The sequence below is a fragment of the Mycobacterium sp. SMC-19 genome (genome assembly GCF_045310815.1).
Classification (GTDB): Bacteria; Actinomycetota; Actinomycetes; order Mycobacteriales; family Mycobacteriaceae; genus Mycobacterium.
On record NZ_JBJIAM010000005.1, the window covers coordinates 417,755 to 437,631 of the forward strand.

Sequence of the window (19,877 nt, forward strand, 5' to 3'; positions counted from 1 at the left end):
TTGTGGCGGCGGCCACTGCCCGGAAGGCGAGAACACGTTCTAATTCTGTGCCTCCATTAGGCTGGATCCCCGTGACCACCCACGAGCGCAGGGCTGCAGACGGCCCCACCCTGTGGGCGATCTCCGACTTGCACACCGGTCACCTGGGCAATAAGCCGATCACCGAGGCGCTGCATCCGGCCACCGGTGACGACTGGCTGATCGTCGCCGGTGACGTCGCGGAGCGCACCGACGAGATCCGCTGGGCGCTGGATCTGCTGCGCAAGCGGTTCGCCAAGGTGATCTGGGTCCCGGGGAATCACGAGCTGTGGACCACCAACAAGGACCCGATGCAGGTGTTCGGCCGCTCGCGCTACGACTATCTGGTCGACATGTGCGACCAGATGGGCGTCATCACGCCCGAGCACCCCTTTCCGGTCTGGACCGAGCAGGGTGGCCCGGCCACTATCGCGGGAATGTTCCTGCTCTACGACTACACGTTCCTTCCGGCCGGAGCGACGAGCAAGGCCGAGGGCCTGGCCATCGCGCGGGAGAACAACGTGGTGGCCACCGACGAGTTCCTGCTGTCGCCCGAGCCCTACGGCACCCGCGACGCATGGTGCCGCGATCGGGTCGCCGTCACCCGTAAGCGGCTCGAAGACCTCGACTGGATGACGCCGACCGTGCTGGTCAACCATTTCCCGATGGTGCGCCAGCCCTGCGACGCTTTGTTTTATCCAGAGTTCTCGCTGTGGTGCGGCACCGTCGAAACCGCCGACTGGCACACCCGCTACAACGCGACGTGTTCGGTCTATGGCCACCTGCACATCCCGCGGACCACGTTCTACGACGGTGTGCGCTTCGAAGAGGTGTCGGTGGGCTATCCCCGAGAGTGGCGCCGACGCCCGCCGCACCGGTGGCTGCGCCAGATACTGCCCGATCCGCAATACCCGCCCGGTTACCTCAACGAGTTCGGCGGCCACTTCGCCATCACCGACGAAATGCGCGAGGCCAGTGCGAAATTCGCCGAGCGGCTGCGCAAGCGGCAGGCGCGATGAGCAAGCTGCTGGACAGGGTGCTCGAAGGAGCGCCGGCGGACTCGCTGGCGTGGGCCGAACGCTACGACGATCCTCCGGGGTTGGCTCCGCTGCCCGAGGAAGAGCCGCTGGTGGCCCGTTCGGTTGCCAAGCGCCGCAACGAGTTCATCACCGCGCGTTACTGCGCTCGGCTGGCGTTGGAAGAGCTCGGTCAACCGCCGGTCCCGATCCTCAAGGGGGAGAAGGGCGAGCCCACGTGGCCCGACGGCGTTGTCGGCAGCCTGACGCACTGTGCGGGCTTCCGAGGGGCGGTGGTAGGCCGCAGCGGCGACGTGCGATCGGTGGGTATCGATGCCGAACCACACGACGTGCTGCCCGACGGTGTGCTCAAAGCCGTCAGCCTGCCGGTCGAACGTGACGAACTCGCAGCGCTGCCGCAAGACTGGCATTGGGACCGAATCCTGTTCTGCGCCAAAGAAGCCACCTACAAGGTGTGGTTTCCGCTGACCCGGCGGTGGTTGGGTTTCGAGGACGCCCACATCACCTTCGATCCCGACGGCAGCTTTCGCTCCCGCATCCTGATCGATCCCGCGGCGCTGTCCGGACCTCCGCTGACTGAGCTGCGCGGCCGATGGTCGGTGGCAGGCGGCCTGGTGCTGACGGCGATCGTGCTGTGAGCGCGCCGCCGCCGGCCGGTCTGGTGATCGTCGACAAGCCCGCCGGAATCACCAGCCACGACGTCGTTTCGCGGTGTCGAAGGTTCTTCGGGACCCGCAAGGTCGGCCACGCCGGCACGTTGGACCCGATGGCCACCGGGGTGCTGGTGGTCGGCATCGAGCGGGCCACCAAGATTCTGGGGTTGCTGACCGCGTCGCAGAAGTCCTACGCCGCCACCATCCGGTTGGGGCAGACCACCTCGACCGAGGACGCCGAGGGCGAGGTGCTGACCACGACTTCGGCGGCGCACATCACCGACGGTCAGATCGCCGCGGCGATCGCCGGACTGCGCGGCGACATCGAGCAGGTGCCCTCGGCGGTCAGCGCCATCAAGGTCGCCGGCAAGCGGTCCTATCAGTTGGCCCGGGAGGGCCGCGCCGTCGAGCTGCCGGCCCGGCCGGTGCGTATCGAGCGCTTCGAGTTGTTGGCGGTGCGGCGTGCCGATCCCTTCGTCGATCTGGACGTCGAGGTGGACTGTTCGGCGGGGACCTACATCCGGGCACTGGCCCGTGACGTCGGCAGCGAGCTGGGGGTGGGCGGTCATCTGACCGCGTTGCGGCGTACCCGGGCCGGCAGCTTCGGGCTGGATCAGGCTCGCACCCTCGACGAGGTGGGGGAGAGCCCGCAACTGAGCTACAGCTTGGATGACGCCTGCCTGCAGACCTTTCCGCGCCGGGACCTGGACGTCGAGGAGGCGCTCGACGTTAGCCACGGCCGGCCGTTGGTCCCGGCGGGCATCGACGGAATCTACGCGGCAACCGACGCCGATGGCCGGGTGATCGCACTATTGGAGGACTCGGGAAGGCGGACCAAATCGGTGGTCGTCATCCGGCCGGCGACGCTATAGTCCGCCGATGGCCACCGAGGAGCGCGAGATCACCGAGCCGGTCGATCTGTGCGATGCGGCCGGATTGCTGAACCCGGCCGCCGTCGGTTGGACCCGAACACCGCTGCACCGCTGCAACCTGCGTGGCTGGGGCCGCACCAAGCGGTGGGAGTACTGGTGCCTGACGACGCCCACCCACCTGATCGCGATCACCGTCGCCGACCTGGACTACCTCGGGGTGAGCAACGTCTTCCTCCTGGACTATTCCGGGCGGGAGCTCAGTCGCAGTTGTCTGCACCCGGGCGGGTGGGGGATCACGCTGCCGTCCAGCCTCGGCGACGGACCGGCCGCCGCCCGTGGCCTGGTCGCGATCGATCTCACCCCCGAGCCCGACGGCACGCGGATCCGGTTCTCCTGCAAGACCTCTGCCGGCCCGATGACCGGTGACCTGTTTGTGGCCCTGCCACCCGGACACGAGACGCTGGCGGTGGTGGTGCCGTGGAGCGAGACGAGATTCCAGTACACCGCCAAGCACACCGCGCGGCCGGCGTCGGGCACGGTGCAGGTCGGCGACGACGTATACGACTTCGCCGGCGGGTGGGGGGTGCTCGACCACGGGCGCGGTCGTTGGCCGGCCAACACCCTGTGGAACTGGGGCGCGGCCTCTGGGCGCACCGACGGCCGCACGGTCGGCCTGCAGCTCGGGGGCAAGTGGACTGCCGGCACGGCAAGCACCGAGAACGCGCTCTGCGTGGATGGCCGACTGACCAAGATCGGCGCCGAACTGGACTGGCACTACCCGGAATACGCCGGGCCCTGGACGATCCGCACGCCCGACTGTGACCAGGTGGAGCTGACGTTCACCCCGTTCCATCACCGGTCACCGTTGCCGGGGACCCATCAGTGCTTCGGGCACTACGACGGCCGGATCCGCACCGACGGCGGAGCGAGTATTGCCGTCAACGGCCTACTCGGCTGGGCCGAACAGGTGCACATGCTCTGGTGAGCAACCGCCGGGGATGGATACATGCCTACGAGAACGTATGTAAACGTATCCCTGCGAAGTTATGCTGACGCGCGAGTTATGGGCCGGAAACTGGTGGAGGTGGCGGGATGACTGCGAGCGGTAGTGCACCTGCGGTGCGACGCACCCAGGCCGAACGCAGTGCCGCGATGCGAACCCGCCTGCTCGACGCCACCATCGAATGCCTGGTGAGCTACGGCTACTCCGGCACCACCACGCCGCGTATCGCCGAACTGGCCGGCGTCACCCGGGGCGCCCAGATCCATCATTTCCGGTCGAAAGAGGACCTCGTCGTCGCCGCCGTCGAGCACCTGGCCCAGCAACGCACCCAGGCCGCCATTCGTGAACTCGGTCAGGTCCGGTCGATTCCGGACCCGGTAAAGATGGCCCTGGACTTTCTTTGGGAGGCCCATCAGGGGCCGATGTTCATTGCCACCGTGGAACTCTGGGTCGCCGCCCGCACCGATCGGGTCCTGGCGCAGCACATCGAACGGGTGGAAGGCGTCGTCAACGGGACCCTGGTCGCCGCGATCGCCCGGTTGATGCCCGGGCGCCCGGCGCAGAAGGAGATACGCAACGTCGTCTACACCGCGATGGATGCGTTACGCGGCATCCTGGTGTCGAACTTCGTCGACGACGATGCGCAGCGCGCCCGGCGGCGCTGGGATCGCGCCTGCGTGCACCTGCGTCAGGTCGCGGCCGGCGTGCTGCCGCAATCCGACTGAATTCGCCGGCCGGCAACTCACCGCACCTTCGCTCGCAGGGGCCCTCTGCGCACCCTTGTAAAGATGCAATCAGGTCTGTATGTTTCTAGCCACTGGTCGGATGCGAAAGGGAACCATGGCGAACAAGGTGTATGTGATCGGCGTCGGGATGACGAAGTTCGAGAAGCCGGGCCGGCGGACCAACGACGACGGATCGGCATGGGACTACCCGGACATGGCCCGAGAATCCGGCACCAAGGCGCTGGCCGATGCCGGGATCGACTACCGCGAGGTGGAACAGGGCTACGTCGGTTACGTCTACGGCGAGTCGACCTCCGGCCAGCGGGCGCTGTATGAGTTGGGGCTGACCGGGATCCCGGTCGTCAACGTCAACAACAACTGTTCGACCGGGTCGACCGCGCTCTACCTGGCCGCCCAGGCGATCCGGGGCGGGCTGGCCGATTGCACCATCGCGCTGGGCTTCGAGAAGATGAAGCCGGGCTCGCTGGCGTCCACCTACGACGACCGCGCCCAGCCGATGGAAAAACACGTGCTCGCGCTCGCCGAGATCTCCGAGGTGCTGTTCCCGGTGGCGCCGTGGATGTTCGGTGCCGCCGGCCGTGAACACATCAAGCAACACGGTTCCACCGCCGAGCATTTCGCCAAGATCGGCTACAAGAACCACAAGCATTCGGTCAACAACCCGTACGCCCAGTTCCAGGACGAATACACCCTCGAGGACATCCTGGGGTCGCGGATGATCTACGACCCGCTGACCAAGCTCCAATGCTCGCCGACCTCGGACGGCTCTGGTGCGGCGATCCTGGCCAGCGAGGCGTTCGTCGACAAACATGGCCTGGCCGGTCGCGCGGTCGAAATCGTCGGGCAGGCGATGACCACCGACTTCGGCTCCACCTTCGACGGCAGCGCCAAGAACCTGATCGGCTATGACATGAACGTCCAAGCCGCGCAACGTGTTTACCAGCAGTCCGGCCTGGGGCCGGAAGACTTCCAGGTGATCGAGCTGCACGACTGCTTCTCGGCGAACGAGCTGCTGCTGTACGAAGCGCTGGGGCTCTGCGCCGAGGGTGATGCGCCCAGACTGATCGACGACGGCGACACCACCTACGGCGGGCGCTGGGTGGTCAACCCGTCCGGCGGCCTGATCTCCAAGGGGCATCCGCTGGGCGCCACCGGGTTGGCGCAGTGCTCCGAACTGACCTGGCAGCTCCGCGGTGACGCCGACAAGCGCCAGGTGCCGGGCGTCACCGCTGCGCTGCAACACAACATCGGCCTCGGCGGCGCCGCCGTGGTCACCGCCTACCAGCGCGCCGAGCGCTAACCATCGACAGCGCAGGAGAACACACCATGGGACACATCGAAGCCACCAAAAGCCTGGCCGTCAGCCCGAACGCGCTGTGGGACACCATCAGCGACCTGTCCGGCTGGGACAAATGGTTCACCATCCACGAGAAGTGGCTCACCGAGCCACCGGCCGCACTCACCGAAGGATCGGCGCTGACCGCCAAGATCGTCATGCTGGGGATGGCGAACAAGATCGAATGGACCGTCGAGAAGGTCGACGCCCCGACCAGCCTGACGTTGTCGGGGACCGGTATGGCGGGGGTGAAGTGCCGCTTTGACTTCACGGTCACTCCGGATGGGGACGGCTCCCAATTCAGCGTGGCCGGCGACTTCGAGGGCGCGCTGATCAAGGGCGCGCTGGGCAAGGCGGTCGAGAAGGACGGCGCCAAGCAACTCGACAAGACCCTGGCCCAGCTCGAGGCGCTGGCGTCGGCGGCGGCCTGACGTGGCCGACGATCTGGCATTCGACGATGCCGGGCTGGACAAGTGGAGCGACGAGGACCGCTTCGAGGTCACCCGGGAGCTGATCGTCGAGTACGCCGAGGCGACCAACGACCCGATCTCCGCGCACCGCAGCGGCGACCTCGCACCGCCGGTGTTCGCGATCGTGCCGGTGTTCGAGTCACTGCTGGTGCCGGCCGTCGAGGTGGCACCGGTCGAGCTGATCCCGCGGGTGGTGCACGGCGAGCAGGACTTCTGGTTCCACCGGCCTATCCGACCGGGGGACAAGCTGGTCTCCCGCGGCAAGATGATCGGCTACGAAGGGCTGGAGAAGGGCACCCGCGCGGCGATTCTGCTCGAATGCCGCACCGAGGACGGCGAACTGGTCAACGAGCAATACGTGACCTGCTTTTTCCGCGGACACAATGCGGGCAAACGGATCGGCGAACTGAGCCCCGGACACAAGTTCGACGACGCCCTGCGCGAGCAGGCGCCGATGGCCAAGGTCGTCCAGCACGTCGATGCCGACCAGACGTTCCGCTACGGGCCGGCCGCGGGTGATCCGATGCCGATCCACCTGGACGAGGAAGTCGCCCGCGACGCCGGACTGCCGGGGATCATCGCGCACGGCCTGTGCACCATGGCGTTCACGTCCTGGGCGGTGCTCACCGAGGTGGCCGGCTCGGATGTCAGCCGGCTTAGGCGGTTGGCGGTCCGGTTCTCCAAGATGGTGCTGCCCGGCGACGACCTGGAGACCCGGATCTGGACCAGCGGTCGCGGCGACGGCGCCACGACGTACGCATTCGAGACCGCGCGCGTAGGCGCCGGCGAAATGGCGATCACCGACGGCCTGGCTGTCATCGCCGACTGAAGGGGAAAATCAATGGGTGTGTTAGAAGGCCGTGTCGCCGTCATCACCGGCGCCGGGCGAGGGATCGGGCGGGAGCACGCGTTGCTGTTCGCCAGTGAGGGCGCCTGCGTCGTCGTGAACGACCTGGGTGGAAGCAATGCCGGCGAGGGTTCCGACTCCACCACCGCGCAGCAGGTCGTCGATGAGATCGTGGCGGCCGGCGGGCGAGCGGTGGCCAACACCGACAGCGTCTCCGATTGGAATGCCGCGAAAGGCCTTGTCCAGCAGGCCGTCGACGAGTTCGGCCGGTTGGATGTGTTGGTCAACAACGCCGGAATCCTGCGCGACGCATTCATCCCCGGCATGGAAGAGGCGCAGTGGGATGCCGTGGTCGCGGTCCACCTCAAAGGGCACTTCGCGATGCTGCACCACGCCGCGGCCTACTGGAAGGCGCAGTCCAAGGCAGGCGATCAGCCCAACGCCGCGGTCATCAACACCGCCTCGGGGTCCGGGGTCACCTTGCCCAACGCCGGGCAGGCGAACTACGGCGCGGCCAAGGCCGGGATCGCCGCACTGACCCTGATCGCCGCCGAGGAGCTGGACCGCTATGGGGTGCGGGTCAACGCCATCGCCCCCATCGCCCGTACCCGACTCACGCTGGCCACTCCCGGGATGGGCGCGCTGATGGCCGAGCCGGAGGACGGGGAGCTGGACCTGTTCAGCCCGGCCAACATCTCGCCGCTGGTGGCCTATCTGGCAACGGAGAAATGCCCGGTCACCGGCACGGTCTATGCGGTGCAGGGTGGGGCCATCTCGCGGCTGGCCGGCTGGCACGACACCGACACCATTGAAACCGACGGCATCTGGCAGATCGACGACATCGCGGCGAGGTTGCCATAGCCACCGGCGACGATGCAGAACGAAGTGATGCTGAGGAGACGGAGTAGACAATGATCGAGTGGTCCGACACCGACGAGCTCATCCGGGACAGCGTCCGAGAATTCATCGACCGGGAGGTTCGGCCGAACCTCGACGCACTGGAGAGCGGTGAACTGCCGCCGTATCCAATCCTGCGGAAGCTGTTCGCCGACTTCGGGATCGACGTGCTTGCGGCCGAAGCCATCAAAAGCCGACTGGAAAAGGCGCAGGCGCGGCAGACCGCCGAAGGCGGGGGAAAGCCGGCCGCGTCGTCGGAAGGCCGCTTCGGCGATCTGGGTGCTCAGGCCTCGATGGGATTGATCCTGGTCAGCGAACTCGCCGGCGTGAGCTTGGGATTGGTCGCCGCCGTGGGTGTCAGTCTCGGGCTGGGGGCTGCCACGATCCTGTCGCGCGGCACGCTGGCTCAGCAGGAACGCTGGGTGCCGGAGCTGGTCACCCTGGAAAAGATCGCCGCCTGGGCGATCACCGAACCGGACGCGGGATCCGACGCGTTCGGCGGGATGAAGACCTATGTCCGGCGTGACGGTGACGACTACATCCTCAACGGGCAGAAGACGTTCATCACCAACGGCCCCTACGCCGACACCCTCATCGTCTACGCCAAGCTGGACGAACAGGACGGCACCGATCCACGCAACCGCAAGGTGCTCACCTTCGTCCTCGACGCCGGTATGGCGGGCCTGACCCAGGGCAAGCCGTTCAAGAAGATGGGTATGCACTCCTCGCCGACCGGTGAGTTGTTCTTCGACGACGTGCGGTTGGGGCGTGACCGGCTGCTGGGCGAGACCGAGGAGCACACCGGCGGCGACGGGCGTGACAGTGCCCGGGCCAACTTCGTCGCCGAACGGGTCGGGGTCGCCGCACTGGCGCTGGGAATCATCAACGAGTGCCATCGGCTCTGCGTCGACTACGCCAAGAGCCGCACCTTGTGGGGCCAGAACATCGGCCAATTCCAGCTGATCCAACTCAAGCTGGCCAAGATGGAGGTGGCCCGGATCAACGTGCAGAACATGGTGTTCCAGACGCTGGAGAAGGCCAAGCACGGCAAGATCCCGACGCTGGCCGAGGCATCGGCGATCAAGCTGTACTCCTCGGAGGCGGCGACCGAGGTCGCGATGGAGGCGGTGCAGCTGTTCGGCGGCAACGGCTACATGACCGAGTACCGGGTGGAGCAGTTGGCTCGCGACGCGAAGTCGCTGATGATCTACGCCGGCAGCAACGAGGTTCAGGTCACCCACATCGCCAAGGGCCTGCTGAGCGGCTGAGGGGTGCTTCGACTGCCCTGGGTGCCGCCGGTTGACGCGTCAGCTGTAGAGCTGCTCGAATCGCTTGATCGATCCCTCGATGTCGCCCTTGACCGCGCGGGCGGCGGCCGCCCCGATCGGTCCGAACAGCGGCCGTCCGCCCAGGTCCATCCGCAGCAGGAACTTCGAACCCGTTGCGGCCGGGCTGATCGCCAATGTCAGTGCGTACTTGGTGCCGCCCACGCCGTCGCCGGTCAGTTCCAGCAGTGCGGGCGGGTCGAATTTGCGGACCGTCCAGGTGACTCGGTTGCGCATGCCCTTGGCTCCCGCCACCCCGACCAACGTGGTTCCGGCGGTGAGCTCGGCCGGGATTTCGCAACGCCAGCCCTGGTGCAGGGACAGCCAGTCGCCCAACTCGGCCAGATTCGACGCGTGGGCCCAGGCTTCGTCGGGAGGCAGCGACAGTTCACGGGACAACTCAAGCTTTGCCATCCGCAAAGCCTAGAGCGGACAGTGCATGCCGACACAAATTTGATAGATTCGGACATGTGTCGATCGGCGATGCCGCGCAGGCGGATTGGGACATTCCGCGGCCGGTGGCCACTTGTCGGCATCTTCTGGAGGCCGCCCGCCTACATGGCATCGATGCGGCAGACTGCCTTGCCGGCACCGGCGTCACGCTGACCGACATCGACGACAGCGCGAACGAGGTCCAAGCAGGGCAGGAACTCGCGATCCTGCGGAACATTCTTGGCCGCGTGAAAGATCCACACGAGTTCGCGCGTGACGTCGGTCTGCAGTACAACTTCGCCAACACCGGCGTGCTCGGCTATGCGCTGCTGGCAAGCCCGACCTTGGGCGATGCGGTCAACACGGCCTGTCGTTACGCGACGTTGTCGTCAACCTTTCTGCGGCTGAGTCGCCACGACACCCCCGACGGCGCAGTGCTCGAGTTCGACAACAGCGCCGTTCCCGCCGACGTCCGCAGCTTCATGCTCGAACGTGATCTGTTCGCGCTGACCAGCATGGTGCCGCTACTGATCGGCCAGCTGAGCTCGGATGCGCCGATCAAGGTCGAGCTGCCCGGAATTGACTTTCCCATCGAACGTCTTGAGTTCCCCTGGGTGACAATTGAAGTCGATCTGGCCGCGACACGCAGCGCGATCACCTTGCCGTTCGAACTGCTGGCGCTTCCGATGCCCGCGGCCGACACCGCCGCGGCGCAGGTATGTGCGAAGCAGTGCGAAGAGCTCTTGCAGACGCGTCGGAGCCGTCGCGGAATCGCCGCGCAAGTGCGCTCCCGGCTGGTCCGGGACCCCGGCGTGCTGCCGTCGATGGCGGTGATCGCCGACGAACTGTGCATCACCGAGCGCACACTGCATCGCCGCTTGGTCGGCGAGCACACCAGCTACCGCGCGCTGGTCGATGAGGTGCGGGTGACCCTTGCGCTAGCCATGCTCGAATCGGGCCTCACCGTCGAAGAAACGGCCCGTCAACTGGGGTATTCGGAGACGGCCGCCTTCAGTCGTGCCTTCATCCGTTGGGTCGGTACGCCGCCCAGCAAGCACCGGGGCCGCCGGCCCTGACGGCCAGCTGTCCGAAAACATCAAATTCTTGTCCGGCTCGCCCATTCCGCCGGCCGGCAGGCGGACCTAGCGTCGTTGCCATGACGAACGTGATGACATACCCGGCCGTCCGACGCCTGAACTTCGGGTTCGGTGAACAGCCCGACGGCAACCGGTATTTCGCCGACGGCAGCATCGTGTTCAGCCATCTGGTAGCCATCTTGTCGGCGATCTTCCCACCCGGCGAGGACATCTTCGTGCGCTCGGTGCGCCGCTACTCCGGCCAGCTTGCCGACCCCGAGTTGGCCAAGCGCGTCGCCGGCTTCATCGGGCAGGAGAAGACGCACGGACTGCAGCATCGTGAGCTCAATGAGCAGCTCTCGGCCATGGGATATCCCACCGCATGGTTCGAGTATCTGCTGAGCGGCACCGAGCGCATGGAGAAGTTCCTCGACAAGCAGTACCCCAGCCCGGACCGGCTGCCCCGCCTTCGCCACTTCTTCCTCGGATTCACAGTGGCTGCAGAACATTTCACCGCGGTGTGGGCGGAGAACATCCTCAAACGCCCGGCGGTCCAGGCGATGATGTATGACCCTGAGATCCGCAATCTGCTGAACTGGCATGCGCTCGAAGAGCTGGAGCACAAGTCGGTCGCGTTCGACGTGTACCGGGCGGTGGGCGTTCCGGAGTCGACGCGCATCCGATGGATGCGCTTCGCGCAGAACTGTGGAATCCCGATTCTGGTGCTGTTCTCCTGGCTCTCGATTGCCACCACCGATGTCGAGGGCCGCCGCCAACCGTTCCGGATCCTCAAGGAGACGGTGCAGATGCTGCGCAACCCGATGTGGCAGGGCTTCTACTCCGACATGCGGCCGTTCAAGCGGCGGGATTTTCATCCCGACCAGATCGACACCGCCGAACTCATCACCTACTGGCAGCAGGAACTCTTCGGGGCTGAAGGTCAGCTGGCCGGCCACGTGAAGTAGTGGCTAGACCACCCAGATCGCCTGGGCGGCAGGACTTCCCAGGTCGATAGTGACCTGCTCGCCGTCGGATCCTTCGACGCCCACCGAGATGATTCCGGCGAAGTCGCGGCGAGTCAGCACCCGTAAACGGGCGTCCAGGCTGATGCCCACTTGGGCGAAGTAGCGCAGCATCTCCGGATCGTTGTCGGAGATGCGTGCCACCGTGCCGGTCTCGCCGTCGGCGCATGCCCACAGTTGCCGGGCGGGGGGAGTGGGCACCTGCCCGTCCGGTGCCGGGATCGGGTCGCCGTGCGGGTCGCGCTGCGGGAAGCCCAGCTTGGCGTCGATGCGCGCGATCAGCCGGTCGGACACCGCGTGCTCGAGGACTTCGGCCTCGTCGTGCACCTCGTCCCAGCCATAGCCGAGTTCACACACCAGGAAGGTCTCGATCAGCCGGTGCCGGCGCACCATCGCCAACGCTGCCCGGCGCCCTTCATCGGTCAGCGTCACCGCACCGTACTTCTCATGGTCCACCAAGCCGGCGTCGGCGAGTTTGCGGATCGACTCCGAGGCGGTGCTGGCGGACACGCCGATCTTCTCCGCCAGCATCTTGGTGCTGACCTTGTCGGGTGACCATTCCTGGGCGGTCCAGATGACTTTCAGATAGTCCTGGGCGACGCTACTCAGCCCGTCCGACTGCTCCCAAGGGCTCACAACACGACAGTTTAGGCTGTCCTGGTGCAGCGGTGGCGGGGGCAGGATGAGATCCCCACAGACTGGGGCAGGTGCGTGCTCACCATCGGCGTGTTCGACGGTGTGCATCGTGGACATGCGGAACTGATCACCCATGCGGTGAAGGCCGGCCAGGCGCGCGGCGTGCCGACGGTGCTGATGACCTTCGATCCGCATCCGATGGAGGTCGTCTACCCCGGCAACCATCCCGCGCAGCTCACCACGCTGGCGCGGCGCGCCGAGCTGGTCGAGCAGTTCGGCATCGACGTGTTCCTGGTGATTCCGTTCACGCCCGAATTCATGAAGCTCACCCCGGACCGTTACATCCACCAACTGCTGGTCGAGCACCTGCACGTGGTGGAAGTGGTGGTGGGGGAGAACTTCACCTTCGGCCGCAAGGCGGCCGGCAACGTCGAGACCCTGCGCCGGGCCGGTGAGCAGTTCGGGTTCGGGGTCGAATCGGTGTCGCTGGTGGCTGAGCGCGCCGACGCCGTCCAGTCGGTCACCTTCTCCTCGACCTACATCCGGTCCTGTGTGGACGCCGGCGATGTGTCCGCGGCGGCCGAGGCGCTGGGCCGGCCGCACCGGGTCGAGGGACTGGTGGTGCGCGGTGACGGCCGTGGGCGCGGCCTCGGCTTCCCGACCGCCAACGTGGCGCCGTCGGCCTTTGCGGCGATTCCGGCCGACGGGGTGTACGCCGCGTGGTTCACCGTGTTGGGACACGGCCAGGTGCCCGGCACCGTCGTCGCCGGTCAGCGTTGTCGGGCCGCGGTGTCGGTGGGCACCAACCCGACGTTTTCCGGACGGGCCCGCACCGTGGAGGCGTTCGTGATCGACGAAACCGCAGACTTGTACGGGCAGCGCGTGGCCGTGGACTTCGTCAGTCGGATCCGGGGCCAGGAGAAGTTCGACTCCGTGGCGGACCTGGTGGCGGTGATGAACACCGACGTCGAGAAGACCCGCGGCCTGCTCTCGGGTGACTGACCACCCGCGCGATTGGGAAGGGCGCCCAGGGCGCTGCTAGACTCGCCCCTCGGCGTGCTGCAGTCCGCGGTGGCCGCCGACTTGATATTCGCGGGACCGATTGATGGAGATTCTTCGTGGCGCTGACCGTCGAGCAGAAAAAAGAGATCCTGGCCAGCTACGGCCTGCACGAGACCGACACCGGCTCGCCCGAAGCTCAGGTCGCCCTGCTGACCAAGCGGATCGTCGACCTCACCGAACACCTCAAGCAGCACAAGCACGACCACCACTCCCGCCGCGGCCTGCTGCTGCTGGTCGGTCGTCGTCGCCGTCTGCTCAAGTACCTGACCGCGACCGATGTGGCGCGCTACCGCTCGCTCATCGAGCGTCTCGGCCTGCGTCGCTGACGACGAATCGGGCCGGCGTCAGTCGCCTCCGTGTAGAGTGAGGCCGTCCCGGGCCGCCCAGGCCCGGGCATCGGTGTGGCCCCCGCATCCGCGTGCGCCACTCCGGCACGTCACGACGGGACACGTTCCTGCGATCAGCCAGACCTGAGTCGGGCGGTCTTCGGTAGTGGCAGCCGGGCCTGAGGAGTGCTTTGACAGTACGTAAGCCAGGATCCGGCCGCTTCGATCGACGACCGTAGCCGCATCCAGGTCCATCACTGACGCACGTCCGACGTTGCGAAACAGTTGAACAAACCAGGAAAGGCCGTACGGGCTTTTATGTCTGCAATTGAAATTGAAGAAGGCGTATTCGAGACCACCGCTGTCATCGACAACGGCAGCTTCGGCAAGCGCACCATCCGCTTCGAGACCGGCCGGCTGGCCCAGCAGGCCGCCGGCAGTGTCGTCGCCTACCTCGACGACGAAACCATGCTGCTGTCGGCGACCACCGCCAGCAAGGCTCCCAAGGACCACTTCGACTTCTTCCCGCTCACCGTCGACGTCGAGGAGCGGATGTATGCGGCCGGCCGTATCCCCGGCTCGTTCTTCCGCCGCGAAGGCCGGCCGTCGACCGACGCGATCCTGACCTGCCGCCTCACCGACCGCCCGCTGCGCCCGTCGTTCGTCGACGGCCTGCGCAACGAGGTTCAGGTCGTGGTGACCGTGCTGAGCCTGAACCCGAACGACCTGTACGACGTGGTGGCGATCAATGCCGCCTCGGCCTCCACCCAGCTCGCCGGCCTGCCGTTCTCCGGCCCGGTCGGTGCGGCGCGGGTGGCGCTGATCAACGGCACCTGGGTGGCGTTCCCCACCGTCGAACAGCTCGAGGGCGCGGCCTTCGACATGGTGCTGGCGGGCCGCCTCCTCGACGACGGTGACGTCGCGATCATGATGGTCGAGGCCGAGGCCACCGAGAACGTCATCGAGCTGATCGAATCCGGCGCACAGGCGCCGACCGAGACCGTGGTGGCCGAGGGCCTGGAGGCGGCCAAGCCGTTCATCGCGGCGCTGTGCAAGGCCCAGCAGGAGCTCGGCGCCGCGGCCGCCCGCCCGACCGCCGACTACCCGCTGTTCCCGCCTTACGGTGACGACGTCTACTACTCGGTGGCGTCGGTCGCGACCGACGAGCTGGCGAAGGCGCTGACCATCGCGGGCAAGGCCGAGCGTGACGAGCGCACCGAAGAGATCAAGGCCGAGGTCATCGAGCGCCTCGCCGAGACCTACGAGGGTCGCGAGAAGGAGATCAGCGCGGCCTACCGGAGCCTGACGAAGAAGCTGGTGCGTCAGCGCATCCTGACCGACCACTTCCGCATCGACGGCCGTGGCATCACCGACATTCGGGCGCTGTCGGCCGAGGTCGCGGTGATCCCGCGGGCGCACGGCAGCGCGCTGTTCGAGCGTGGCGAGACCCAGATCATGGGCGTGACCACGCTGGACATGATGAAGATGGCGCAGCAGATCGACTCGCTCGGTCCGGAGAAGTCCAAGCGCTACATGCACCACTACAACTTCCCGCCGTACTCGACCGGTGAGACCGGCCGGGTCGGTTCGCCCAAGCGCCGCGAGATCGGCCACGGCGCGCTGGCCGAGCGGGCCCTGGTCCCGGTGCTGCCCAGCGTCGAGGAATTCCCGTACGCCATCCGGCAGGTGTCGGAAGCCCTGAGCTCCAACGGATCCACCTCGATGGGTTCGGTCTGTGCGTCCACGCTGGCGTTGCTCAACGCCGGTGTGCCGCTGAAGGCTCCGGTCGCCGGTATCGCGATGGGCCTGGTCTCCGATGATGTCGAGGTGGACGGTAAGACCGAGCGTCGCTTCGTCGCGCTCACCGACATCCTGGGCGCCGAGGACGCGTTCGGCGACATGGACTTCAAGGTCGCCGGCACCAAGGACTTCGTCACCGCGCTGCAGCTGGACACCAAGCTGGACGGCATCCCTTCGTCCGTCCTGGCGGGTGCTCTCGCGCAGGCCAAGGACGCCCGGATGACCATCCTGGATGTGATGGCCGAGGCCATCGACGAGCCCGACGAGATGAGCCCCTACGCGCCGCGAGTCACCACCATCAAGGTTCCGGTGGACAAGATCGGCGAGGTCATCGGGCCCAAGGGCAAGATGATCAACTCGATCACCGAGGAGACCGGCGCTCAGATCTCGATCGAGGACGACGGCACCGTGTTCGTCGGGGCCACCGACGGCCCGTCGGCGCAGGCGGCGATCGACAAGATCAACGCGATCGCCAACCCGCAGCTGCCGAAGATCGGCGAGCGGTTCCTGGGCACCGTGGTCAAGACCACCGACTTCGGCGCATTCGTGTCGCTGCTGCCGGGCCGCGACGGCCTGGTGCACATCTCCAAGCTCGGCAAGGGCAAGCGGGTGGCCAAGGTCGAGGACGTGGTGAAGGTCGGCGACAAGCTGCGCGTGGAGATCGCCGACATCGACAACCGCGGCAAGATCTCGCTGGTGCCCGTGGACGAGTCGACCCCAGAGGCGGGGCCCGCTGAGTCTGCCGATGCCGCGGCTACCGAAAGCTGACATAGCGGCGCCACGCGCCACACTGCGACGCACCACCCTGCCGGGCGGGCTGCGGGTAGTCACTGAATACCTTCCCGCAGTTCGTTCGGCGTCGGTGGGCGTCTGGGTCGGCGTCGGATCTCGCGACGAGGGCGCCACGGTGGCCGGGGCGGCGCACTTCCTGGAACACCTGCTGTTCAAGGCGACCCCGACCCGCACGGCGGCCGGCATCGCCCAGGCGATGGACGCCGTCGGGGGCGAGCTGAACGCCTTCACCGGCAAAGAGCACACCTGCTATTACGCCCATGTGCTCGACACCGACCTGGAGCTGGCCGTCGCGCTGGTGAGCGACGTGGTGCTCAACGGGTCCTGCGCGGCTGCCGATGTCGACCTCGAACGCGATGTGGTTCTCGAGGAACTCGCGATGCGCGACGACGATCCCGAGGACGCGCTGGGCGATGTGTTCTTGTCGACGCTGTTCGGCGACCATCCAATCGGGCGGCCGGTGATCGGCAATGTCGACTCGGTGTCGTCGATGACTCGCGCACAGCTGCGGTCGTTCCACCAGCGCCGCTACACACCGGAGCGCATGGTGGTCGCCGTTGCCGGCAACATCGACCATGACACGGTGGTGGCGCTGGTGCGAGAACACTTCGGGCACCGCCTGATTCGTGGTGAGAAGCCCGCCGAGCCGCGGCGCGGCACCACCCGGGTCCCGGGCAAGCCCGGGCTGACCGTGGTCAACCGCGACGCGGACCAGACGCACATGTCTTTAGGGGTACGTGCGCCGGGACGATATTGGCAGCACCGTCAGGCGCTGGCGGTGCTCAACACCGCTCTGGGCGGCGGCCTGAGTTCCCGGCTGTTCCAACAGGTTCGGGAGACCCGCGGCCTGGCGTACTCGATCTACTCGTCGGTGGACACCTTCGCCGACGCCGGCGCACTGTCGGTGTACACCGCATGCCAGCCGGACCGGTTCGCCGAGGTGGCGGAAGTGACCGCCGAGGTGCTCGACTCGGTGGCGCGCGAGGGAATCACCGCCGACGAGTGCCGGATCGCCAAGGGGTCATTGCGCGGGGGATTGGTGCTGGGCCTGGAGGATTCCGGGTCCCGGATGAACCGGCTGGGCCGTACCGAGTTGAACTACGGCCGGCATCGGCCCATCGCGCGCACCCTGCGGGAATTGTCCGCGGTGACCGTCGATGAGGTCAACGCGGTGGCCCGTCAGCTGTTGTGCCAGCCCTACGGCGTCGCCGTACTGGGTCCCTACCGCTCGAAAGGGGCGCTGCCAACCCGTCTGCGGGCGCTTGCCGGTTGATGGCAGGCTAGAGCAATGGCGTTCAGCTTCTCCGAACTCACTGTCCCACTGGTCGGCGCGCCGATGGCAGGCGGTCCCAGCACACCGGCGCTGGCGGCCGCGGTGTCGGAGGCCGGCGGACTCGGGTTCGTCGCGGGAGGCTATCGCACTGCCGAACAGCTGGCCGACGAGATCACCGCCGCGCGCGCGGCCACCAGCGGCCCGATCGGTGTCAATCTGTTTGTGCCCCAACCCAGCGGCGCGGATGTGGTGTTGCTCGACGAATACGCCGACCTGCTGGATACGCTGGCCGAACATTACGGCGTAGAGCTGGGCCGGCCCCGCTTCGGCGACGACGACTGCTGGCCGGAGAAGCTCGAGGTGATTGCCGACCTGCGGCCCACGGTGGTGTCGTTCACGTTCGGGACGCCGTCGCCCGACGACATAGCGGCGTTGCGGGCGTTGCGGATCCTGACGATGGTCACGGTGACGTCTGCCTACGAGGCCGGGGTCGCGCTGGGACATGGGGCCGAGGCGCTGGTGGTGCAGGGCCCCAAGGCCGGTGGACATCGGGGCACCTTTGCGCCGGACGTGCACCCGGGCACCGACTCCCTGGAGCATGTGCTGGCGGAGATCGCCCACGCCCACGGCCATGTCCCGTTGGTGGCGGCGGGTGGGCTCGGCACCGCGGCCGACGTAGCCGGGGTGCTGGGCGGTGGTGTGGTCGCGGCCCAGGTCGGTACCGCGCTGCTGCTGGCGCACGAAGCCGGGACCAACCCGACGCACCGGGCGGCGCTGACCAACCCGGAATTCACCAACACCACGGTGACGTGCGCCTTCTCCGGCCGTTACGCACGCGGCCTGGAGAACGACTTCACCCGCGCCTTCGAAGATGTGGCGCCGGTGGGATACCCGGAGATCAACCACATGACCGCCCCGATCCGGGCGGCGGCGGTGGCCGTGGACGACCCGCATGGGACGAGCTTGTGGGCTGGGACCGCCTATCGGACCGCCCGATCGGCTCCGGCCGCCGACATCATCGCCGACTTGGCGTCGGGTTGATCCCTGCGGGGATCGTCGACGGCCGGAAGCGCCTCACCACATGGACGACCGTCGCCCCTTGGCTGCTTTGCGCTTGGCCTCTTCGTTCTGGTCGTCCTTGGCTCGCGCTGCAGCACTGCCACGCGGACCCAACCCCATCAGCGGCGGAGCGCACAGCAGCGGCGAGCCACCCATCATCGGCGCGCCTGCGGTGGCCAGCGCGGGCGCCGCGAATTCGGCTGCGGCCAAGCGCATTTCCGGCGCTGCGGTGGCCCACGCCTTGGGTACCGACAAGCCGCTGACGGAGGCCGCGTTGCCAACTCCGGCCGATGCTGCCGACGTTGCCGACGCCAGGCCGGCACTGCCCAGCGTTGGTGTCAGGCCCAAGGGCAGACCCGCCGCGATGGCAGCGGGAGCTGCCGCCTCCAGGCCGAACGGCGACGGGAGTGCCGCGCCGGCAATGAGGTACTCGGGTATGAACGCGGCAATGATGGCGGCGCTCATCATGGTTGAGACCGGAGCCGCACCCAACGTCGCCAGATCGCCAAAGATCGGCGGAAGGTTGAGCGCCCCCGCTTCGGCTGAGCCCGCCAGTGCACCCGGCAACGCCTCCATCGCCAGGTTGGTGGCGGCTTGGCCGGCCGCGGCCGCAGTCACCTCGGCGGTCGCCGCCTCCTGCGCCGCAATGCCGCCGGGGTTGGCCGTCTGCGGCGGCGTGGTGAACGGCACCATCTGTGCTGCGGCCTGCGCGGCAGCGCTGTAGGAGTACATCGCGGCTGCGTCCTGGGCCCACATCTCGGCGTATTGGGCTTCGGTGGCCGCAATGGCCGGGGCGTTCTGCCCGAAGAAGTTCGTTGCGACCAGCGTGGCCAACTGTGCGCGGTTGGCAGCGATCAAGGGCGGGGGAATTGTCATGGCGAACGCGCTCGAGTGGGCCGTAGCGGCGGCCTTGGCCTGGGTGCTGGTGAGCTCCGCCTGCTCGGCTGTGGCGGTGAGCCAGGTGGCATACGGTGCGGCTGCCGCCGCCATCTTCGTTGATGACACGCCCAACCACGGGCCACTGGTCAGCTCGGTGACGACCGCGCGGTAGCTCGACGCCGCGGAATGCAGGTCGACGGCCAGCTCGTCCCAGGCCGCCGAGGCGGCCAGCAGCGACCCTGAACCAGGGCCGGCGTACATGCGTCCGGAGTTGATTTCCGGTGGTAGTGCTGCGAAATCCATTGCTGTGCCTACT

20 protein-coding genes are annotated in these 19,877 nt (G+C 67.3%); 17 read left to right on the forward strand and 3 right to left on the reverse strand.

Features of this window, described 5'->3' with window-relative positions:
• The first annotated feature begins 65 nt into the window (after window positions 1–65).
• From ACJH5R_RS14255 to ACJH5R_RS14300, 10 genes are all read left to right on the forward strand, one after another.
• Window positions 66–1,037 carry a metallophosphoesterase family protein gene (locus tag ACJH5R_RS14255; protein WP_406759229.1) on the forward strand — a complete coding sequence of 324 codons (972 nt, stop codon included), beginning with the start codon at window positions 66–68 and terminating at the stop codon, window positions 1,035–1,037.
• On the forward strand, window positions 1,034–1,693 hold the full coding sequence (locus tag ACJH5R_RS14260) for a 4'-phosphopantetheinyl transferase (RefSeq protein WP_406759196.1): 660 nt from the start codon (window positions 1,034–1,036) through the stop codon (window positions 1,691–1,693). Before ACJH5R_RS14255 ends, ACJH5R_RS14260 begins: the two co-directional genes overlap by 4 nt.
• On the forward strand, window positions 1,690–2,580 hold the full coding sequence (gene truB, locus ACJH5R_RS14265) for a tRNA pseudouridine(55) synthase TruB (RefSeq protein WP_406759195.1): 891 nt from the start codon (window positions 1,690–1,692) through the stop codon (window positions 2,578–2,580). The genes ACJH5R_RS14260 and truB overlap by 4 nt, the downstream gene beginning before the upstream one ends.
• A gap of 7 nt (window positions 2,581–2,587) precedes the next feature.
• The gene (locus ACJH5R_RS14270; RefSeq protein WP_406759194.1) at window positions 2,588–3,565 is read left to right on the forward strand and encodes a DUF2804 domain-containing protein; all 978 of its coding nucleotides are present in this window, start codon (window positions 2,588–2,590) and stop codon (window positions 3,563–3,565) included.
• Between the two features lie 107 nt (window positions 3,566–3,672).
• Window positions 3,673–4,308 (forward strand): TetR/AcrR family transcriptional regulator, encoded by a 636-nt coding sequence (locus ACJH5R_RS14275; protein WP_406782199.1) that lies wholly within the window; start codon window positions 3,673–3,675, stop codon window positions 4,306–4,308.
• A 115-nt stretch (window positions 4,309–4,423) separates the two neighbouring features.
• Window positions 4,424–5,629 (forward strand): lipid-transfer protein, encoded by a 1,206-nt coding sequence (locus tag ACJH5R_RS14280; RefSeq protein ID WP_406759228.1) that lies wholly within the window; start codon window positions 4,424–4,426, stop codon window positions 5,627–5,629.
• A gap of 26 nt (window positions 5,630–5,655) precedes the next feature.
• The gene (locus ACJH5R_RS14285; protein ID WP_406759192.1) at window positions 5,656–6,096 is read left to right on the forward strand and encodes an SRPBCC family protein; all 441 of its coding nucleotides are present in this window, start codon (window positions 5,656–5,658) and stop codon (window positions 6,094–6,096) included.
• 1 nt (window position 6,097) lies between these two features.
• Window positions 6,098–6,964 carry a MaoC/PaaZ C-terminal domain-containing protein gene (locus ACJH5R_RS14290; protein ID WP_406782200.1) on the forward strand — a complete coding sequence of 289 codons (867 nt, stop codon included), beginning with the start codon at window positions 6,098–6,100 and terminating at the stop codon, window positions 6,962–6,964.
• Between the two features lie 12 nt (window positions 6,965–6,976).
• The gene (locus tag ACJH5R_RS14295; protein ID WP_406759190.1) at window positions 6,977–7,843 is read left to right on the forward strand and encodes an SDR family oxidoreductase; all 867 of its coding nucleotides are present in this window, start codon (window positions 6,977–6,979) and stop codon (window positions 7,841–7,843) included.
• Between the two features lie 50 nt (window positions 7,844–7,893).
• Window positions 7,894–9,147 carry an acyl-CoA dehydrogenase family protein gene (locus tag ACJH5R_RS14300; RefSeq protein WP_406782201.1) on the forward strand — a complete coding sequence of 418 codons (1,254 nt, stop codon included), beginning with the start codon at window positions 7,894–7,896 and terminating at the stop codon, window positions 9,145–9,147.
• 39 nt (window positions 9,148–9,186) lie between these two features.
• On the opposite strand, the gene ACJH5R_RS14305 is transcribed toward ACJH5R_RS14300, so the two are convergent.
• Window positions 9,187–9,618 carry an SRPBCC family protein gene (locus ACJH5R_RS14305; RefSeq protein ID WP_406759188.1) on the reverse strand — a complete coding sequence of 144 codons (432 nt, stop codon included), beginning with the start codon at window positions 9,616–9,618 and terminating at the stop codon, window positions 9,187–9,189.
• 56 nt (window positions 9,619–9,674) lie between these two features.
• Here ACJH5R_RS14305 and ACJH5R_RS14310 point away from each other — a divergent pair, with 56 nt between their 5' ends.
• Window positions 9,675–10,712 (forward strand): helix-turn-helix domain-containing protein, encoded by a 1,038-nt coding sequence (locus ACJH5R_RS14310; protein WP_406759187.1) that lies wholly within the window; start codon window positions 9,675–9,677, stop codon window positions 10,710–10,712.
• Window positions 10,713–10,792: 80 nt separating this feature from the next.
• Window positions 10,793–11,677, forward strand: a complete 885-nt coding sequence (locus ACJH5R_RS14315; protein WP_406759186.1) for a metal-dependent hydrolase — start codon at window positions 10,793–10,795, stop codon at window positions 11,675–11,677.
• 3 nt (window positions 11,678–11,680) lie between these two features.
• Here ACJH5R_RS14315 and mntR read toward each other — a convergent pair whose 3' ends face one another.
• Window positions 11,681–12,370: a manganese-binding transcriptional regulator MntR gene (mntR, locus tag ACJH5R_RS14320; RefSeq protein WP_308483539.1), complete on the reverse strand. Its 690-nt coding sequence runs from the start codon at window positions 12,368–12,370 to the stop codon at window positions 11,681–11,683.
• 24 nt (window positions 12,371–12,394) lie between these two features.
• Here mntR and ACJH5R_RS14325 point away from each other — a divergent pair, with 24 nt between their 5' ends.
• The 5 genes from ACJH5R_RS14325 (at window position 12,395) to ACJH5R_RS14345 (ending at window position 18,664) form a co-directional block, all read left to right on the forward strand.
• The gene (locus ACJH5R_RS14325) at window positions 12,395–13,372 is read left to right on the forward strand and encodes a bifunctional riboflavin kinase/FAD synthetase (protein ID WP_406759185.1); all 978 of its coding nucleotides are present in this window, start codon (window positions 12,395–12,397) and stop codon (window positions 13,370–13,372) included.
• Between the two features lie 116 nt (window positions 13,373–13,488).
• Window positions 13,489–13,758: a 30S ribosomal protein S15 gene (gene rpsO, locus ACJH5R_RS14330; RefSeq protein ID WP_406759184.1), complete on the forward strand. Its 270-nt coding sequence runs from the start codon at window positions 13,489–13,491 to the stop codon at window positions 13,756–13,758.
• A 318-nt stretch (window positions 13,759–14,076) separates the two neighbouring features.
• Complete coding sequence (locus ACJH5R_RS14335) at window positions 14,077–16,326, forward strand: polyribonucleotide nucleotidyltransferase (RefSeq protein ID WP_406759183.1); 2,250 nt, start codon at window positions 14,077–14,079, stop codon at window positions 16,324–16,326.
• A complete protein-coding gene (locus ACJH5R_RS14340) occupies window positions 16,304–17,623 on the forward strand; it encodes a M16 family metallopeptidase (RefSeq protein WP_406759182.1) in 1,320 nt (439 codons plus the stop codon). Before ACJH5R_RS14335 ends, ACJH5R_RS14340 begins: the two co-directional genes overlap by 23 nt.
• Window positions 17,624–17,638: 15 nt before the next feature.
• Window positions 17,639–18,664 carry a nitronate monooxygenase gene (locus tag ACJH5R_RS14345; RefSeq protein ID WP_406759181.1) on the forward strand — a complete coding sequence of 342 codons (1,026 nt, stop codon included), beginning with the start codon at window positions 17,639–17,641 and terminating at the stop codon, window positions 18,662–18,664.
• A 33-nt stretch (window positions 18,665–18,697) separates the two neighbouring features.
• On the opposite strand, the gene ACJH5R_RS14350 is transcribed toward ACJH5R_RS14345, so the two are convergent.
• Window positions 18,698–19,864, reverse strand: a complete 1,167-nt coding sequence (locus tag ACJH5R_RS14350; RefSeq protein WP_406759180.1) for a PPE family protein — start codon at window positions 19,862–19,864, stop codon at window positions 18,698–18,700.
• Between the last annotated feature and the right edge of the window lie 13 nt (window positions 19,865–19,877).

Bases quoted from the DNA above. Each gene is read 5' to 3' on its own strand.
- ACJH5R_RS14260 (WP_406759196.1), top strand. From the start codon at position 1,034: ATGAGCAAGCTGCTGGACAGGGTGCTCGAAGGAGCGCCGGCGGACTCG.
- ACJH5R_RS14270 (WP_406759194.1), top strand. From the start codon at position 2,588: ATGGCCACCGAGGAGCGCGAGATCACCGAGCCGGTCGATCTGTGCGAT.
- ACJH5R_RS14275 (WP_406782199.1), top strand. From the start codon at position 3,673: ATGACTGCGAGCGGTAGTGCACCTGCGGTGCGACGCACCCAGGCCGAA.
- ACJH5R_RS14280 (WP_406759228.1), top strand. From the start codon at position 4,424: ATGGCGAACAAGGTGTATGTGATCGGCGTCGGGATGACGAAGTTCGAG.
- ACJH5R_RS14285 (WP_406759192.1), top strand. From the start codon at position 5,656: ATGGGACACATCGAAGCCACCAAAAGCCTGGCCGTCAGCCCGAACGCG.
- ACJH5R_RS14295 (WP_406759190.1), top strand. From the start codon at position 6,977: ATGGGTGTGTTAGAAGGCCGTGTCGCCGTCATCACCGGCGCCGGGCGA.
- ACJH5R_RS14300 (WP_406782201.1), top strand. From the start codon at position 7,894: ATGATCGAGTGGTCCGACACCGACGAGCTCATCCGGGACAGCGTCCGA.
- ACJH5R_RS14305 (WP_406759188.1), bottom strand. From the start codon at position 9,618: ATGGCAAAGCTTGAGTTGTCCCGTGAACTGTCGCTGCCTCCCGACGAA.
- ACJH5R_RS14315 (WP_406759186.1), top strand. From the start codon at position 10,793: ATGACGAACGTGATGACATACCCGGCCGTCCGACGCCTGAACTTCGGG.
- ACJH5R_RS14335 (WP_406759183.1), top strand. From the start codon at position 14,077: ATGTCTGCAATTGAAATTGAAGAAGGCGTATTCGAGACCACCGCTGTC.
- ACJH5R_RS14340 (WP_406759182.1), top strand. From the start codon at position 16,304: ATGCCGCGGCTACCGAAAGCTGACATAGCGGCGCCACGCGCCACACTG.
- ACJH5R_RS14345 (WP_406759181.1), top strand. From the start codon at position 17,639: ATGGCGTTCAGCTTCTCCGAACTCACTGTCCCACTGGTCGGCGCGCCG.
- ACJH5R_RS14350 (WP_406759180.1), bottom strand. From the start codon at position 19,864: ATGGATTTCGCAGCACTACCACCGGAAATCAACTCCGGACGCATGTAC.